The 16,600-nt window shown below is 42.8% G+C and carries 13 protein-coding genes and 2 tRNA genes; 1 reads left to right on the top strand and 14 read right to left on the bottom strand.

All coding sequences use genetic code 11. The annotated features are described in order from the left end of the window. Positions 1-99: 99 nt before the first annotated feature. The 14 genes from PR699_RS17315 to gpt all read right to left on the bottom strand — a co-directional run bounded on the left by PR699_RS17315 (position 100) and on the right by gpt (position 14,811). A tRNA-Arg gene (locus PR699_RS17315) sits at positions 100-176 on the bottom strand. 11 nt (positions 177-187) lie between these two features. Further along, a tRNA-Ser gene (locus PR699_RS17310) sits at positions 188-280 on the bottom strand. Positions 281-693: 413 nt separating this feature from the next. Further along, positions 694-879, bottom strand: a complete 186-nt coding sequence (gene csrA, locus PR699_RS17305; protein ID WP_004264815.1) for a carbon storage regulator CsrA — start codon at positions 877-879, stop codon at positions 694-696. A 227-nt stretch (positions 880-1,106) separates the two neighbouring features. Next, complete coding sequence (alaS, locus tag PR699_RS17300) at positions 1,107-3,737, bottom strand: alanine--tRNA ligase (RefSeq protein WP_014656657.1); 2,631 nt, start codon at positions 3,735-3,737, stop codon at positions 1,107-1,109. 451 nt (positions 3,738-4,188) lie between these two features. Continuing rightward, complete coding sequence (gene recA / locus PR699_RS17295) at positions 4,189-5,256, bottom strand: recombinase RecA (RefSeq protein ID WP_014656658.1); 1,068 nt, start codon at positions 5,254-5,256, stop codon at positions 4,189-4,191. A 106-nt stretch (positions 5,257-5,362) separates the two neighbouring features. Continuing rightward, complete coding sequence (gene pncC / locus PR699_RS17290) at positions 5,363-5,866, bottom strand: nicotinamide-nucleotide amidase (RefSeq protein WP_014656659.1); 504 nt, start codon at positions 5,864-5,866, stop codon at positions 5,363-5,365. A gap of 22 nt (positions 5,867-5,888) precedes the next feature. Beyond that, the gene (gene lplT / locus PR699_RS17285; RefSeq protein WP_004923175.1) at positions 5,889-7,079 is read right to left on the bottom strand and encodes a lysophospholipid transporter LplT; all 1,191 of its coding nucleotides are present in this window, start codon (positions 7,077-7,079) and stop codon (positions 5,889-5,891) included. Between the two features lie 4 nt (positions 7,080-7,083). Beyond that, positions 7,084-9,228 (bottom strand): bifunctional acyl-ACP--phospholipid O-acyltransferase/long-chain-fatty-acid--ACP ligase, encoded by a 2,145-nt coding sequence (gene aas, locus PR699_RS17280; protein ID WP_014656660.1) that lies wholly within the window; start codon positions 9,226-9,228, stop codon positions 7,084-7,086. A 111-nt stretch (positions 9,229-9,339) separates the two neighbouring features. Continuing rightward, positions 9,340-9,837: a shikimate kinase AroL gene (aroL, locus tag PR699_RS17275; RefSeq protein ID WP_004923298.1), complete on the bottom strand. Its 498-nt coding sequence runs from the start codon at positions 9,835-9,837 to the stop codon at positions 9,340-9,342. A 133-nt stretch (positions 9,838-9,970) separates the two neighbouring features. Beyond that, positions 9,971-11,224: a glutamate-5-semialdehyde dehydrogenase gene (proA, locus tag PR699_RS17270; protein WP_004923180.1), complete on the bottom strand. Its 1,254-nt coding sequence runs from the start codon at positions 11,222-11,224 to the stop codon at positions 9,971-9,973. Positions 11,225-11,226: 2 nt separating this feature from the next. Continuing rightward, entirely contained in the window at positions 11,227-12,330 is a 1,104-nt protein-coding gene (gene proB / locus PR699_RS17265; RefSeq protein WP_014656662.1) for a glutamate 5-kinase, read from the bottom strand. Positions 12,331-12,445: 115 nt separating this feature from the next. Continuing rightward, on the bottom strand, positions 12,446-12,847 hold the full coding sequence (gene crl / locus PR699_RS17260) for a sigma factor-binding protein Crl (RefSeq protein ID WP_004923183.1): 402 nt from the start codon (positions 12,845-12,847) through the stop codon (positions 12,446-12,448). A 70-nt stretch (positions 12,848-12,917) separates the two neighbouring features. Then, complete coding sequence (gene frsA, locus PR699_RS17255; protein WP_004923186.1) at positions 12,918-14,168, bottom strand: esterase FrsA; 1,251 nt, start codon at positions 14,166-14,168, stop codon at positions 12,918-12,920. A 178-nt stretch (positions 14,169-14,346) separates the two neighbouring features. Continuing rightward, the gene (gpt, locus tag PR699_RS17250; protein ID WP_004923189.1) at positions 14,347-14,811 is read right to left on the bottom strand and encodes a xanthine phosphoribosyltransferase; all 465 of its coding nucleotides are present in this window, start codon (positions 14,809-14,811) and stop codon (positions 14,347-14,349) included. Positions 14,812-15,073: 262 nt separating this feature from the next. Between gpt and pepD the strand changes: the two genes are divergently transcribed. Then, complete coding sequence (pepD, locus tag PR699_RS17245) at positions 15,074-16,534, top strand: beta-Ala-His dipeptidase (RefSeq protein WP_004923192.1); 1,461 nt, start codon at positions 15,074-15,076, stop codon at positions 16,532-16,534. The last annotated feature ends 66 nt before the right edge of the window (positions 16,535-16,600 follow it).

The raw sequence follows: 16,600 nt of genomic DNA, 5'->3' as shown, positions 1-16,600 counted from the left end.
CATTACAATATCAAACTCTACACTTCTCAATGACTACTGTTGTTTCAGTTCTTAAAAACCAAAACGCAACCCCACCAGCTTTACTTATAGGGTTAAATATGGTGCATCCGGGAGGATTCGAACCTCCGACCGCTCGGTTCGTAGCCGAGTACTCTATCCAGCTGAGCTACGGATGCAGCTTCTAAAATGGCGGTGAGGGAGGGATTCGAACCCTCGATGCAGCTTTTGACCGCATACTCCCTTAGCAGGGGAGCGCCTTCAGCCTCTCGGCCACCTCACCGTTTTTAGTCACAGGCGATTTGTTTTTGACATCTCGTCTCTGTGTGGCGCACATATTACTTTCCTCGCTTTAGAAGTCAAACAATTTTTCCAAACTTTTTACTTTTCAATGATCGTTTGCACATTTCACAAGCAAGATGATTAGTTTAGCATCGAAAATCATATTCATCACGGGGTAATTTCACAATTTTTAAGGTCGTAAAAAAACGACTCATTGTGAAATTCTATCGTGAAAATATGCTAGCAAAACATGTTAATCATCATATGCAGTGCAAGAGAAGTGGTAAGGGCCATAGAATAAAAGGCCAATTAGCCACAGGGAAGCGAGAAAAAATTAAATATAGGAAGGGATATAGATAAAAGACAAGCGTCCATCTTTGCTGTGTGGGTCAAGATATGGACGCTTATTCATTATTATTGATTGTCTGGTTGAGTCTTTTCAGCCTGGATCCGTTGATAAATTTCTTCACGGTGAACAGAAACTTCCTTTGGGGCATTGACACCAATACGAACTTGATTGCCTTTTACTCCCAGTACCGTAACTGTTACCTCATCGCCTATCATGAGTGTTTCACCAACTCGACGAGTCAGAATAAGCATTCTTTGCTCCTTGAAATATTAAAAGAGTCGGGTCTCTAGGTTTCCCCCGCTATTGTCCATCACACACCGTGAAAACGTAAAGCAATGATATACACCTAAAGCATTGATGCCATCAAGGCAATCATTTTTAATTATATACATACAAAATATAACACCACTTACAACACTTTAACAATGTTGCAACAGCGAAAGTTACCTCACGGTGTATGAGGTAACTTCCCCAGTAGCTAGAGCCGTGAAGACACCCAATCTTCTACACTTGCCATAGCTGTTGGTAACGCACTCACATCCGTACCACCAGCCTGAGCCATGTCTGGGCGCCCACCGCCTTTACCACCGACTTGTTGAGCAACATAGGATATCAAATCACCCGCCTTTATTTTAGCAGTCAAATCATTAGTTACACCAACAATTATACTGACTTTATCACCACTTGTTGTTGAAAGCACGATAATCGCTGATTTCAACTGATTTTTGAGATCATCAACCATGGTTCTCAAAAGCTTAGGTTCAGTATTATTTAATTGACTAACAAGTAATTTAACGCCTTTGATATCTTTTGCTTTGCTACTTAGTGAAGCACTTTCTTGCGATGCTTGTTGATCTTTTAATTGCAAAATCTCTTTTTCTAGCTGACGAGATTTTTCCAATGCAGACTTAACTTTTTCAACTAAGCTACTCATATCGCCTTTGAGAAGATGAGCTATCGCATTAAGTTGCTCTGACTGGCTATGAACACTTTCCAATGCGCTCTCACCTGTTGTCGCTTCAATACGACGCACACCTGCCGCTGTACCAGACTCACTGAGGATACGGAACAAACCAATATCACCAGTACGGCTTGCATGCGTACCACCACAAAGTTCGATAGAGAAATCACCGCCCATACTCAGAACACGTACGCGCTCTTCGTATTTCTCACCGAATAGTGCCATCGCACCTTTCGCTTTTGCACTCTCTAAATCCATAAGTTCCGTTTCAATTGGTGTATTCTTACGAATTTGTGCGTTAACGATATCTTCAACTTCGCGCAACTGAGCGGCTGTCATAGCCTCAAAATGTGAGAAGTCAAAGCGCAAGTATTTATCATTAACTAAAGAGCCTTTTTGTGACACATGCTCACCTAGCACTTGACGTAAAGCGGCATGTAACAAGTGAGTCGCTGAGTGATTCAGACGGATTGCATCACGTCTTTCCACATCGATTTTGGCATCAATACGATGATTAATCACCAAAGAGCCTGATTCTACCTTACCAATATGACCAATCGCTTGACCATATTTTTGGGTATCCGTCACGATAAAGCTACCGCTATCATTACGCAACAAACCTGTATCACCGACTTGACCACCTGATTCTGCGTAAAACGCCGTTTTATCAAGGATCACCAAACCTTCTTCACCTGCGTTCAGGGAATCGACTGGCTGGCCATTTTTATAGATGGCAGTTATTGTTGCTAATTGTTCATTATAGGCATAACCAGAAAATTCGCTGTGCTTTTCGACCTTAATCAGTGAATTATAGTCAGTACCAAAGCCACTTGATTCTCTAGCACGACGACGCTGGTCTTCCATTGCGCGCTCAAAGCCTTCTTCGTCAACCTTAATATTACGTTCACGACACACATCAGCGGTTAAATCCATCGGGAAACCGTATGTATCATATAAACGGAATACCGTTTCACCATCTAAGGTATCCCCTTTAAGGGCAGCTAGTTCTTCATCAAGTAGCTGTAGGCCCCGCTCTAAGGTACGAGCGAACTGTTCTTCTTCAGTTTTAAGTACTTTTTCAACAGTAGATTGCTGACGAGCCAGTTCATCCGCAGCGGACCCCATAACGTTAATGAGTGGCGCCACTAGTTTGTAGAAGAAAGTGTCTTTTGCTCCCAGCATATAACCATGACGTACTGCGCGGCGAATAATACGGCGCAATACATAACCACGACCTTCGTTGGATGGAATAACACCATCACTCACGAGGAATGCACAAGAACGGATATGGTCAGCAATGACACGAAGTGATTTATTTGAAAGGTCGTTAGAACCTGTCGCTTTAGCGGCTGCTGCGATCAGCTCTTGGAAAATATCGATATCATAGTTAGAGTTGACATGCTGCAATACTGCCGCAATACGTTCAAGCCCCATCCCTGTATCCACTGACGGCTTAGGTAGTGGTTCCATCGTGCCATCGGATTGACGGTTAAACTGCATGAAAACGATGTTCCAGATTTCGATATAACGGTCACCATCTTCTTCAGGGCTTCCTGGAGGACCACCCCAGATATGCTCACCATGATCATAGAAAATTTCGGTACATGGACCACAAGGACCTGTATCCCCCATCTGCCAGAAGTTATCAGATGCGTATGGCGCCCCTTTGTTATCACCAATACGGATAATACGATCTACAGGAATACCGACTTCTTTGTGCCAAATATCATAGGCCTCATCATCGGTCTCGTAGACGGTCACCCACAATTTTTCTTTTGGTAAGTTGAACCATTCTTTCCCAGTTAATAGCTCCCAAGCAAAGTTGATTGCATCATGTTTGAAGTAATCACCGAAGCTAAAGTTGCCAAGCATTTCAAAGAAAGTATGGTGGCGGGCTGTGTAGCCAACGTTTTCTAAATCGTTATGTTTACCACCTGCTCGCACACATCTTTGTGCTGTTGTCGCTCGGGAATATGCTCTTTTATCCAGACCAAGAAAAACATCTTTGAACTGGTTCATCCCTGCGTTAGTGAACAATAATGTTGGGTCATTGTTTGGCACTAGCGAACTGCTACTGACCACCTGATGACCTTTTGTATGAAAAAAGTCGAGAAACGCTTGACGGATCTCAGCGGTGCTTTTACTCATAATTATCCCGATTTCAAGCTGGAAACTGAATTACGAATTGTTGAGATGGAATGTAACATCACCTCTAATCAACTCTCCGATTAAAAAGTGACTGATAAGATAAAGTCTCTTTGTGTAGAAGTAAAATTTATACTCTTCATACTTCAAGTTGTAGCATGGTTGACTATGTTCACTCGTCCTAGTTACAGACATGATACATGTTCTTAGCGACTTATTTTTTTGTCGCCTCGCTGCGCCTTGAATTTTTTGTAGTATAGATACATCCATTCGTGGCTTTCATTGTAAAGCGTCTGAATATTTTCTGAAAGTATGTTTATACCTTTCAATGGGCTATTTTTCCACAGAAAAACCATTGTTCATCCCATTATAGCTCAAATGAAAAACAAAAAAACGCCACTCATTTTAGAGTGGCGTTTATAATCTTCTTATTTATCAAACTAATAAGTTCGTATTAAAATTCTTCTGGTGTCTCATCTTCATCAGTTTCACTGATATAGTCAGCCGCTGCGCTGCTAAACTCACCAGTATGCGTTAAAAGCATTTCACGCAATTTTTTATCGAGTTCTTCTGCAATTTCCCGATGCTCTTTCAGATACGTTGTCGCGTTTGCTTTACCTTGACCGATTTTATCACCGTTATAGCTATACCAAGCACCGGCTTTTTCAATCAACTTATGTTTAACACCTAAGTCGATCAATTCACCATAGGTGTTAATGCCTTCACCATAAAGGATTTGGAATTCAGCCTGTTTAAATGGCGCTGCAACTTTGTTTTTAACAACTTTAACGCGTGTTTCGCTACCTACAATTTCTTCACCATTTTTGACAGCACCGATACGGCGAATATCTAAACGAACAGAAGCGTAGAATTTCAGAGCGTTACCACCTGTAGTGGTTTCAGGGTTACCAAACATAACGCCGATCTTCATACGGATTTGGTTAATGAAGATTAAAAGTGTATTCGAGTTCTTTAAGTTACCCGCTAATTTACGCATCGCTTGGCTCATCATACGAGCCGCTAAGCCCATGTGTGAGTCACCGATTTCACCTTCAATTTCAGCTTTTGGTGTTAATGCGGCTACGGAGTCAACGATAATGACATCAACAGCGCCTGAACGCGTCAGTGCATCACAAATCTCTAATGCTTGCTCACCAGTATCAGGTTGAGAACATAGAAGGTTATCGATATCAACACCCAGTTTTTTCGCATAGATTGGATCTAGCGCATGTTCAGCGTCGATAAATGCACAGGTTTTTCCGCTACGTTGTGCTGCTGCAATAACTTGCAACGTGAGTGTTGTTTTACCAGAAGATTCAGGACCATAAATTTCGACAATACGCCCTAATGGCAAACCACCTGCACCTAAAGCCACATCAAGAGATAAAGAGCCTGTTGAAATAGTTTCTACGTCCATTGAGCGGTCTTCACCAAGACGCATGATAGAGCCTTTACCAAATTGCTTTTCAATTTGACCTAACGCTGCAGCTAATGCCTTTTGTTTGTTTTCATCGATAGCCATGTTCACTCCCTTTGGTGCAATGGACTCTCCCACTGCAAATAGAACGATTGAATTCGGTTTGTTGATGATAAGTATACTGTATAATCATACAGTATCAAGAAGATTTTTAACTTAACATTTGTAAAAGTGTTTCAAGTGCATAAGCGGTTGATTGTAAACGAACTGCATTTCTATCACCTTGGAACACACAATGCTTAGTCGTAATATTAACAGTACCTGTAGAGTGTTTTTGAGCAAATCCAAACCAAACAGTACCAACCGGTTTTTCCTCACTACCGCCACCGGGACCTGCGATACCGCTGACGGAAACCGCCACATCAGCGGCGGCTTCTTTAAGTGCACCAAGCGCCATCTCCGAAACGACTTGTTCACTCACTGCGCCATACTTCTGCAATGAGGCTTCTGTCACACCGATCATCTGGTGTTTTGCCTCATTACTGTATGTCACAAACCCTCTATGAAAGTAATCCGAACTACCGGCAATATCCGTCAATACTTTTGCAATCCACCCGCCAGTACATGACTCCGCACAGGTTATCGTTTTACCTTGCTTTTTGAGGATCTGACCAAGCTGAACGCTTAATGTTTCGAGATAACTTTCATTTTTCATTTGATTGTTTACCTTTACATGCCTATTTTTTGCGTGCGCGATCCCAGATCCACAACCCAGCAATTGCGATAGCAAATACCGAGCCAAAGCCAATACCGACACTAATCACAGACAACCCAGCTTTCATTGCCAGTGAATATAGCCCTAACATAATAAGCATGGCGCTATTTTCACCTAGGTTTTGCACCGCTATCGCGTTACCAGCCCCAACCGTTTCCTTACCTTTTTCTTGCAGTAACGCATTGAGAGGAACTACAAATAGCCCACCAAAAATCCCTAATACAGCCAAGATGGCGTAAGAAGGCATGAGTTTAGTTTGCAGAGCAAGTAATATCACCATAACGCCAATCACAATCCCTGCGGGAATACAGCGTGATACGGTTTTTAATGTAATAAATTTTGCGGCAAGCCCCGCTCCCACGACAATACCGACGGCAACCGCGGCATTAAGGTAGGTTGGCGTTGCATTATCTTGTAAGCCTAATGCGATAGGAACCCATGCCACTAATAAGAAGCGTAAAGTGACACCCGCGCCCCAAAACATACTAGTTCCGACCAATGAAAAGCGGCTTTCTTGGTTTGCCCACAGCGTGCGGCAGGCTGTCCAAAAATCAATGAATAGTTTTTTAAAATGCCAGCCTTTACCAGGGCGAGCGGCAACTAATCGAGGAATATAAAAATTGGCAATTACCGCTAACGCATAAAGCACAGCACAGGTCGCAAGGGCTAATATTAGGCTAACATCAGATAAAATACCGCCAACAACTGAGCCAACTAATATAGCGGCGATTGTTGATGCTTCCATAACGCCGTTTGCTTTTACTAAGTTATCGCCACTGGTTAGTTCACCTAAGATACCGTATTTTGCAGGGGAATATGATGCTGCGCCAATCCCAACAAGCCCATAACAAAGGAATGGGTTAAGACCCAAGCAGATCCCCAGCGCGCCAATAAACTTAAACAAGTTTGAAACTAACATGACACGCCCTTTCGAGAAGCGATCAGCAACTTGCCCTACAAATGGCGCTAAGATGATATAGGTAAATACAAAGACCATCTGTAATACGGGATGGCTCCATTCAGGATAAAACTCCGCTTTTAACTGGGCTAAAATGGCAAATAACAGCGCATTATCAGCAAAAGCGGAAAGAAACTGCGAAGCCAGAACCGCTTTCATCCCTCGGCTCATGAGTGGCGCATTGACATCTTGCATACCTTCAATCCTCTAACGCCATCTGTTTAAGCGTAACGAAATCTGTTTTACCCGTTCCGAGCACTGGTAACTCTTTTACAACACGAATATCCCGCGGCACAGCTAATTCGGTTAAGCCCTTACTTTTTGCGGCAGATGAAAGTGCACTTCTATCCAGCTCTTTATCTGTGGTAAACAGGACCAATGCCTCGCCTTTACTGCTATCCGGTTTCGTAACCACAGCATGATGGGCGTTTGGCGACAAACTGAATACCATCTGTTCAATACTTTCGAGTGAAACCATTTCACCAGCAAGCTTCGCAAATCTTTTGACACGGCCTTTAATCGTGCAGTAATTGAGTTCATCAAGTACGACGATATCACCTGTGTCATACCATCCTTCTTCTTGCTCACCATGCTGGTTTTCTGCCGATGGTTTTTCAAGAACGCCGGGCGCTTCAACACGCAAATACCCTTTCATGATATTTGGCCCTTTGAGTTGCAACTTGCCTCCATTTTCAATCCCGGAAATTGGGATAATACGGGAGTCCATTTGTGGCAATATTTGCCCTACCGTGCCTTCTTTAGAAGCCATCGGAACATTGATAGAGACAATAGGCGCACACTCAGTCACACCATAACCTTCAAGAATACGAATGCCGAATTTATCAAACCAAATCTTCTTGGTGCTATCTGATAATTTTTCAGCACCCGCAACGACATAGCGTAATCGTGCAAAATCATATTGATGAGCAAAACGTGCGTAGTTAGCCAAAAATGTTGATGTGCCAAATAACACAGTGCAATTTTTGTCATACACTAATTCAGGGATAACTCGGTAATGGAGTGGGCTTGGGTATAAAAAGACCCGGCTTCCTGAAAAGAGAGGAATAAACAGCCCAACCGTTAACCCAAAAGCGTGAAAGAGTGGCAACGATGACATAAAACGGTCACGAGGCGTAAAGTCTGCGATGGTTTTAATTTGCTCAACGTTTGCCATAAGGCTAGCGTGGCTGTGCACAACCCCTTTTGGCGTACCTTCTGAACCAGAAGTAAACAGCACTAATGCTTCATCTTCAGCCTTACGAGGAATCACGGCCTTAGCTGGCATTAATAGGTGTTTAACTATCCATAATTTATCTTGCCAAGTTACGGTATCTTTTAAATCTTCAAGGTAAATCCAATTTGCTTCAGTAACTTGCTCTGGAATATGGGTTAAATTGCCTTTTTCAAGAAATTGTCGTGACGTAAAGATAACTTTTGCTTGAGAAGCTTTAAGTGCATTACGAATACCATGGCTACCCGCCGTATAATTCAGCATGGCAGGAACTCGTCCACGCATTAAAGCCCCGAAAATAGCGGCCGCCGTCACTGTTGTATTTGGTAATAATAGGCCAATACGCTCATTTTCATGGGTATAACGTTCGATTATTCGCCCAACGCCTAACGATTTTTTCAACAGCGTTTGGTAGTTATCTTCTTTAAAATTAATATCTTCAATACATGGCGAACGGCGCCCAAAGCGTTTTACGCTCTGAATAAATTCTTCAACCAGTGTGACTTGAGGACGGCAAGCCATACGTGCTGACTTCATAATGCTATATAAATGAATACCTGCTAAACGACGGCGTTCAATCGCTTTTGCCGCTTCAGGCATAGGGATAGTTTCAGCGGGTAAAATATGCAGAGTGATTTGAGGAAACCATTTCAAAGGAATAATACCTTTTAGGCGGCTAAAATAACTCCTTTCAGCGCCTTCAATACGAATAGGTATCACTTTTGCCCCTGATTTTGCCGCAACAAATGCCGCACCGTCATAAATTTTCATCAGCGAGCCGTGAACGCTGATACGCCCTTCAGGGAAAATAACGATTGGACGGCCTTTTTCAACTTCTTTGACTAGTTTGCGGATCCCCAGAGGGTTTGCCGGATCAAGAGGAACAATATCAGCATAAGGTTTTAGTAGTTTGATCATTCTCGGTGTTGCAACAGTCGAATAAACTGCAAACACAGGCTTGATAGGTAAAAACAGCGCAATTAATATCCCATCAATGAATGAAACATGGTTAGGTGTAATTAGACATTTGTCTTGATATAACTCTTTTTCGTCTCCCAGTACGCGGATACGAAATAAAAATCTAAGTACTGCCCTGAGCATATTTGCCAGCATAATAAATCCCTATGTTTTGTCTTCTTTTATCATTCCAACAGATAATTATGTCTTGAAAACCAGAATTAAGCTAAGTAGTTTACTCCTAAAGTGCCTTGAAGCACGATGCTTTTAAGCCAAATTTGTTAATTGAGTGATAATTGTCTCGACGGGCAGCTCCGCATCAATCACATAATGTGCGGTTGCTTGATAAAGAGGCTCCCTTTGTGACATGACCTCTTCAATTTCTTCTAATATTGATTTGCCTGTTAAGCTTGGACGTTGATCAGCTTGCGGCTCAGCTGCTAGTCTCGCCGCCAAAACCTCTGGTTTCGCGCTCAAATAGATCACCGTGCCATTATCACGCATCACACGTTGGTTTTCTTCAGATAGGATAATGCCGCCCCCCGTCGATACCACGGCATCTGGATCGGCTATCGATTTTAATACTTCACTTTCTAAGTGACGAAAGTATTCCCAGCCATGTTGTTCTACTATCCGCGCAATACTGGTTCCCGCACGTTCAACAATCAATTTATCGGTATCAATGAATTGACATGCTTTATAATCAGCCAATCGCCTACCGATTGTTGTTTTCCCTGAACCTCTCGGACCTATTATGTAAAACATTTTGATTCATCCCATTGTCATGATCATTACGAGGCGTACGCTACGCGTTATAGATTTTTTAGTCTCAAAACAACCAATAATCATAAAAACAAAGCCACACGCTAAGTGTGGCCTAATTATTATTATTTAACTTTTAAGCTCGGTTAAGGAAGTCTCCATAACCAATCCATTTGTATGTCGTCAAGGCATCTAATCCCATTGGACCACGAGAATGCAGTTTTTGTGTACTCACAGCAACTTCAGCGCCTAGTCCAAATTGACCTCCGTCGGTAAACCGAGTACTTGCATTGACATACACTGCCGCAGAATCTACACGTAGGACAAAGTAGTCAGCTTGGCGGATAGATTCCGTTAAAATAGCATCGGAGTGTGCGGTGCCATAGGTTCGAATATGGTCGATTGCGGCATCAATTCCCGAGACAATTTCAACATTCAGATCGAGTGATAACCACTCATCCACTAAGTTTTCAGGCGTGACATCGACCACTTTTGCAGGCCCTTTTTGCAAGTACGGCATAGCTTGCTTGCTGGCATGTAAAGTGACCTGCTGTTCAGCCATTTTTTGGCTTAGTAGAGGTAAAAACGCCGCCGCAATTTTTTCATGAACCAATACGGTTTCAAGTGAATTACAAGCGCTTGGACGTTGGACTTTTGCATTAATCAGCACGTTGATTGCTTTATCAAAATCAACTGATTCATCAACAAATGTGTGACAAACACCAATCCCACCGGTGATCACAGGGATCGTCGATTGCTCACGACACAATTTATGTAGCCCTGCTCCACCTCTTGGGATCAGCATATCAACATATCGATCTAATTTGAGTAGCTGCGCCACTAATTCACGATCAGGGTTATTAATCGCTTGAATAGCATTCGCCGATATGCCGCTATTTTTTAATGCTTTTTGGATCACGTCTGTGATAGCCAAATTGGTATTATGCGTTTCTTTACCACCACGTAAAATCGCCGCGTTACCTGTTTTTAAGCATAAAGCAGCCACGTCAACGGTCACATTTGGGCGAGCTTCATAGATCACCCCAACAACCCCTAGTGGCACACGGCGACGTTGTAAATTTAAACCGCTATCCAACAGATTGCCATCAATCACTTGCCCGACAGGATCGGCTAATTGGCACACTTTTCTAACATCATCCGCGATATTTTTTAGGCGCTCTGGCGTTAGTAATAAACGATCTTGCAGTGCAGGCGACATCCCATTTGCACGAGCTTGTTCTATGTCTTTTTCGTTAGCGGCAAGAATTGCTGCACTTTCTTGTTCCAGTAGATCAGCAATTTGCTCTAAAGCCGCATTTTTTTGTTTTGTACTTAATTGGGCGAGTTGCCATGAGGCTTCACGAGCCGATTTTCCCATTTGTTCTAACATAATTAACCCACTATCATATCGTCGCGGTGGACAGCTACAGAGCCATGTTCATAGCCCAGTATGCGGCCTATTTCCTGTGAATGATGGCCCGCAATCATTCTTAAAGCGTCACTATTATAATGAGTGACCCCGTGAGCAAGATCTTTACCTGCCATATTCCGTATCCGTACAACGGCACCACGGGAAAAATCACCTTCAATTTTTTTGATGCCTTTCGGCAGTAAGGAGCTTCCTTTTTCCATAATAGCAAGTTGAGCGCCATCATCGATATATATATCGCCAGCCGCTGGAGCACCAAAGATCCAACGCTTGCGGTTTTCCATTGGGTTTTTCTGCCCATAAAACCGCGTGCCTACTGGAATATCTTCAATCACCGCGTTGATCACATCTGGCTTATTACCTGCCGCAATAATGACATCTATTCCTGCTCTTCCTGCAACATCGGCGGCTTGCAACTTAGTTGCCATCCCCCCCGTCCCCAGACCAGTAACACTTCCCCCCGCCATTTCACGCAATTCATCATTGATGCCATACACTTCTGGGATCAGTTTTGCATTCGGGTTACTACGAGGGTCAGAATCAAATAACCCTTCAATATCTGTCAATAATAGCAATTTGTCAGCATCACCAAGGATAGCGGCAAGGGCTGATAAATTATCATTATCCCCCACTTTAATTTCAGCGGTTGCGACAGCATCATTCTCATTAATCACAGGCACAATGCCATTATCAAGCAGAGCCTGCAATGTATCTCGTGCATTCAAAAAGCGCTCTCTGTCTTCCAGATCAGCCCGTGTCAACAGCATCTGCCCAATATGAATACCATAAATAGAGAATAGACGTTCCCATAACTGAATAAGGCGGCTTTGCCCTACCGCTGCAAGAAGCTGCTTCGACGCGATTGTCGCTGGAAGCTCGGGGTAATTAAGGTGTTCACGACCAGCAGCGATAGCGCCAGACGTGACAATAATAATACGATGCCCTTTTTGATATTGTTGCGCACACTGCCTGACTAACTCAACAATATGAGCTTGGTTCAATTGCCGTGAGCCTCCGGTCAATACACTAGTGCCTAATTTAACAACAAGTGTCTGGCTATTTTTCATCATTTTTCTGCCATTAAAATTAATCAATACAAATTAGGTATCATTTTTATCAGTTGGAGCGCGTTATGCCAACAGGCATAACGCTAAATTCAACAAAAGTTGGCTTAAAACAATTTTATGCGCTTAATTCCAATTTAAATTCTGCCATTTTTGCGGAAGGAAACAAAGATAGCTCAAGCTCAGAAAGTTGTTTGGAAAGGGATTGATGGAAGGATATGAGGTTCTGCTCAATGATATCAAGGGTTGCATTATCTTTCAGTGGCTTATCTTGCCAAGTACCATGAACATTGTACAAACCCAAATGGTATGAATACTCAAATCCATCTTCATTTGGCGATAATAGCATCCACCAGCCCCAAAACTCGCGTCTTTCTGGTGCTGAATTGACATTAACGCAAACAGTCAGGCTATCGAAAAAATAGCAACCATCTAAACATTGCTTTTCTCGTAGATAAGGTCCTAAAGCAGAAAACTTCTTTAAATACTTCCCATTAGAGTAATCAGTAGGTAACGCCATGTAAGGATCTCCTTTTTGAGAAGATCCCTTTTTAACAAAAGTTAAAAAATAATCAAGTTATTAAATAAAATTAAACAATTTTACTTTTTAACCAATCTGTTGTTTCACTCAGTGACTTTTGGAAGTTTTCAAAAACAGGTGTCTCTGGCAGGGTTAATATATGGCTATCCATTGATGAACGCCTGATCAAATCGGATTCTGCTTTAGGACTATAAATATCACCTTTCCAATAAACCGACATCATAGGCACACGACAACGACGCCCTAAAAGCCCTTGATTTTTTAATGAATAGCAACTTAATTCATGCCGTAATGCCGCACCATCAACATGATAAATTCCTAAACGACTGGCGAAAACATCCAGCTCCATACGTGGAATATCGCGCTGATATTTTTCTTCATGCAATAAACTGTGTACAACTGGTCCTAAGACAGCGACAGCTTTGATTTTATCAGGGCACATATAGGCAAGCCTTAAAGCGACATTGGCGCCAAAGCGCAACCCAACAAGGCCAAAGCGTGTATGGTCTATCCATGGGATTGTGTTTAGCTGGCGAACCACTTGCTCATGGAGTTCACTGGTTTCTTGGGATAGCTTATATTTAATTGAATAGCCAATTGACGGCATATCTAATGTCAACATGGCAATACCAAGTGGCTCAAGGTAGTCACGGAAAAAACGGCAATAGTCGATTTGTAAACTATCCAGCGTTCCACATACCATGACTGTCGGATAAGGCCCCTGACCCGTTGAAGGGATATGTAAAAAGCCACATACCTCTTTATTACCATCGACCTTAAACGCGATTTTTTTCAGTTTATAACGCGAAAATTGTGCGGCGCTATCATAGGCTTTGCATGCCAAGAGAATCGCTTGATCCGCTAATTCATCGCCTTTTATAAAAGGGTAAGCGGCAATACTGTACAAATTGGCAGCACGCAACCATGCCCGACTGGCTTTTTCTCCTCCTTCAAACTGCAAGGCTTTTTGTTGCCATTGCATGGCTTGATGAGACCACTCAAAGCACCAGTTACCGCGACGATTACCAATGATGGTATCAAGTAAATGTTCATCACTACGTTCGGCTTCTGTTACCGCAATACGGCTCAAAACCTCTTCAATTTCTAAAGCGTCAATACCACGCCAAATCCACAACAAGCGATTGATCATACGATACCAGCCCGCGTGCTGGGCACCACTTAATGCCGAATGGCTATTGACAATAGGGGCGCTATAAGCGGAGTAAGAAACTAATGTTGATGTTTCAGTTTGCTTAACTTTTGGCTTGAACAGTTTTTCGGAGAGATTTTGTTGAGTCATCCTGATAACCTGTCGATTGAGCTAAAATAAAAAGGGAATGCCATTGCATCCCCCTTATCATAACGTTTCGTGTTTAATTTTATTAGGTAATAATGTTTTAAGCATCATAATAAAGGGCACACCCCATATTAGCGCTATTTTTACCTGTCATTTAGATCTAACTCAAAACCGTTATGGTTTATTTATCTTGCTCACACAAAGGCTTTACAAACACCACGCCCATATCCCATGGCTGTTCAATCCACGTGTTTTGTGGAATATCAACGACATAATCATCCACCAATGGGCGGCCTGCTGGTTTTGCAAAAATTGTCACAAAATGTGCTTTCGGGTACATATCACGAATGGCTTTTGCAGTACCACCAGTGTCAACGAGGTCGTCAATGACAATGAAACCTTCCCCATCACCTTCGGCACGTTTAATGACTTTCAATTCACGCTGGTTGTCATGGTCATAGCTGGAGATGCATACGGTATCAACATGGCGGATACCCAATTCACGTGCAAGAAGTGCACCTGGTACAAGGCCACCACGGCTAACCGCGATAATGCCGGTCCATTGTTCGACTGGTAATAAACGTTGTGCGAGTTTACGGGCATGTATTTGCAACATATCCCACGTTACGACATATTTTTCGCTCATAAAATTCGGGTCCCGACTGCTGAGTAATACTGAAATGTGTCTTGCGGAAAAAAGGTTGCGCGAGATTATAGTGATTTGACACAGCAAAAACCAGCAAAAACGGATAATTGTGATGAATTAATATGATTTACACTGACTATTTATAACAATTAGGTGTATGCTGAGAAAATCAATCGTGTGGCCTGAATATCTGTGCCACACCTTTTAAGCAGAATAAGTAGCTAAAAATAAATAAGATCAAAGTCGCTTAAGGAGATCTAACGTGTCTGAACTAGCCAAATTGTCACCACAGCCATTATGGGATATTTTTGCCAAAATTTGTTCAATTCCCCATCCTTCTCATCATGAAGAAGCGCTAGCAACACACATTATCGAATGGTCAAAACAAAAAGGGTTTCATGTAGAACGTGACCAAGTCGGTAATATCTTGATCCGCAAAGCGGCAACACCTGGCTATGAAAATCGTAAACCTGTTGTGCTGCAAGCACACTTAGATATGGTTCCGCAGAAAAATAATGACACGGTACATGATTTTACCAAAGATCCTATCCGCCCTTACGTTGATGGAGAGTGGGTCACGGCAGAAGGCACAACTTTAGGTGCAGATAACGGTATCGGAATGGCATCTACCCTTGCGGTGCTAGCAGATGATAGCGTTGAACATGGGCCACTTGAAGTACTGTTAACCATGACCGAAGAAACAGGCATGGACGGTGCTTTTGGCTTACAAGCAGGTTGGCTACAAGCGGATATTCTGATCAATACTGACTCAGAAGAAGAAGGCGAAATCTATATGGGTTGCGCGGGTGGTGTTGATTTTACAACAACATTTGACCTCACTCGTGAAGCCGTACCGCAAGGCTACAAAACCTTCACCATGACATTAAAAGGCTTAAAAGGCGGTCACTCTGGTGGTGATGTTCATTTAGGTTTAGGTAATGCTAACAAGCTGTTGGCACGCTTCCTTGCGGGCCACCAAGAAGAGCTTGGTTTAAAACTGTTAGAATTCACTGGGGGAACCGTTCGTAATGCTATCCCTCGTGAAGGGCATGTGATTATCGCTGTTCCAGCAGATAAAGTCGCTGAACTAACAGCCCTAAGAGCACGCTATGAAGACATCTTAAAAAATGAACTGGCCGTTGTTGAGCCAAACTTAGTTCTTTTATTAGAAGAAACTCAAAGCAACTTGAAAGCGCTGACTGAAGAGTGCCAAAAACGCTTTGTGTTCTTCTTAAATGCGGCGCCAAATGGCGTGATCCGCATGAGCGATGTCGCAAAAGGTGTGGTAGAAACCTCACTTAACGAAGGCGTTGTCACGATGACGGAAGAGAAAGCCGAAGTGATTTTCCTCGTTCGTTCATTAATCGACAGCGGTAAAAACTATGTCGTGAATATGCTGACATCGGTGAGCAAGCTCGCACAAGCACAATACCGTGCAGAAGGCAGCTACCCAGGTTGGCAACCCGATGCAGACTCACCCGTTATGCATTTAGTTAGCGAAACTTACCAAAAACTGTTTGGTAAAATTCCTAATGTAATGGTGATCCATGCAGGTCTGGAATGTGGTCTATTCAAGAAGCCTTACCCTGATATGGATATGGTCTCTATTGGGCCAACCATTCGTGGTGCGCACTCACCTGATGAGCGAGTACATATCGCCAGTGTTGGTGAATACTGGAAATTATTAACAGCGGTCTTAAAAGCGATCCCTGTTAAAAACTAATTGTTTCTTCAAATACCCGTCTTAATGAACGGTCTAGCTTTATGGGATCAGCGTCATTAATGGCGG

Origin of the sequence: Providencia sp. PROV268, assembly GCF_028477805.1 — a bacterium.
In the GTDB taxonomy this organism is placed as follows: Bacteria; Pseudomonadota; Gammaproteobacteria; order Enterobacterales; family Enterobacteriaceae; genus Providencia; species Providencia stuartii.
Note: the sequence above shows the minus strand (reverse complement) of the source record. Positions and strands in the feature narration are given on the sequence as shown.

What these genes read in the sequence shown, in the direction of transcription:
- csrA (WP_004264815.1), bottom strand. Translation starts at nt 879, where the DNA reads ATGCTTATTCTGACTCGTCGAGTTGGTGAAACACTCATGATAGGCGAT.
- alaS (WP_014656657.1), bottom strand. Translation starts at nt 3,737, where the DNA reads ATGAGTAAAAGCACCGCTGAGATCCGTCAAGCGTTTCTCGACTTTTTT.
- recA (WP_014656658.1), bottom strand. Translation starts at nt 5,256, where the DNA reads ATGGCTATCGATGAAAACAAACAAAAGGCATTAGCTGCAGCGTTAGGT.
- pncC (WP_014656659.1), bottom strand. Translation starts at nt 5,866, where the DNA reads ATGAAAAATGAAAGTTATCTCGAAACATTAAGCGTTCAGCTTGGTCAG.
- lplT (WP_004923175.1), bottom strand. Translation starts at nt 7,079, where the DNA reads ATGCAAGATGTCAATGCGCCACTCATGAGCCGAGGGATGAAAGCGGTT.
- aas (WP_014656660.1), bottom strand. Translation starts at nt 9,228, where the DNA reads ATGCTGGCAAATATGCTCAGGGCAGTACTTAGATTTTTATTTCGTATC.
- aroL (WP_004923298.1), bottom strand. Translation starts at nt 9,837, where the DNA reads ATGTTTTACATAATAGGTCCGAGAGGTTCAGGGAAAACAACAATCGGT.
- proA (WP_004923180.1), bottom strand. Translation starts at nt 11,224, where the DNA reads ATGTTAGAACAAATGGGAAAATCGGCTCGTGAAGCCTCATGGCAACTC.
- proB (WP_014656662.1), bottom strand. Translation starts at nt 12,330, where the DNA reads ATGAAAAATAGCCAGACACTTGTTGTTAAATTAGGCACTAGTGTATTG.
- crl (WP_004923183.1), bottom strand. Translation starts at nt 12,847, where the DNA reads ATGGCGTTACCTACTGATTACTCTAATGGGAAGTATTTAAAGAAGTTT.
- frsA (WP_004923186.1), bottom strand. Translation starts at nt 14,168, where the DNA reads ATGACTCAACAAAATCTCTCCGAAAAACTGTTCAAGCCAAAAGTTAAG.
- gpt (WP_004923189.1), bottom strand. Translation starts at nt 14,811, where the DNA reads ATGAGCGAAAAATATGTCGTAACGTGGGATATGTTGCAAATACATGCC.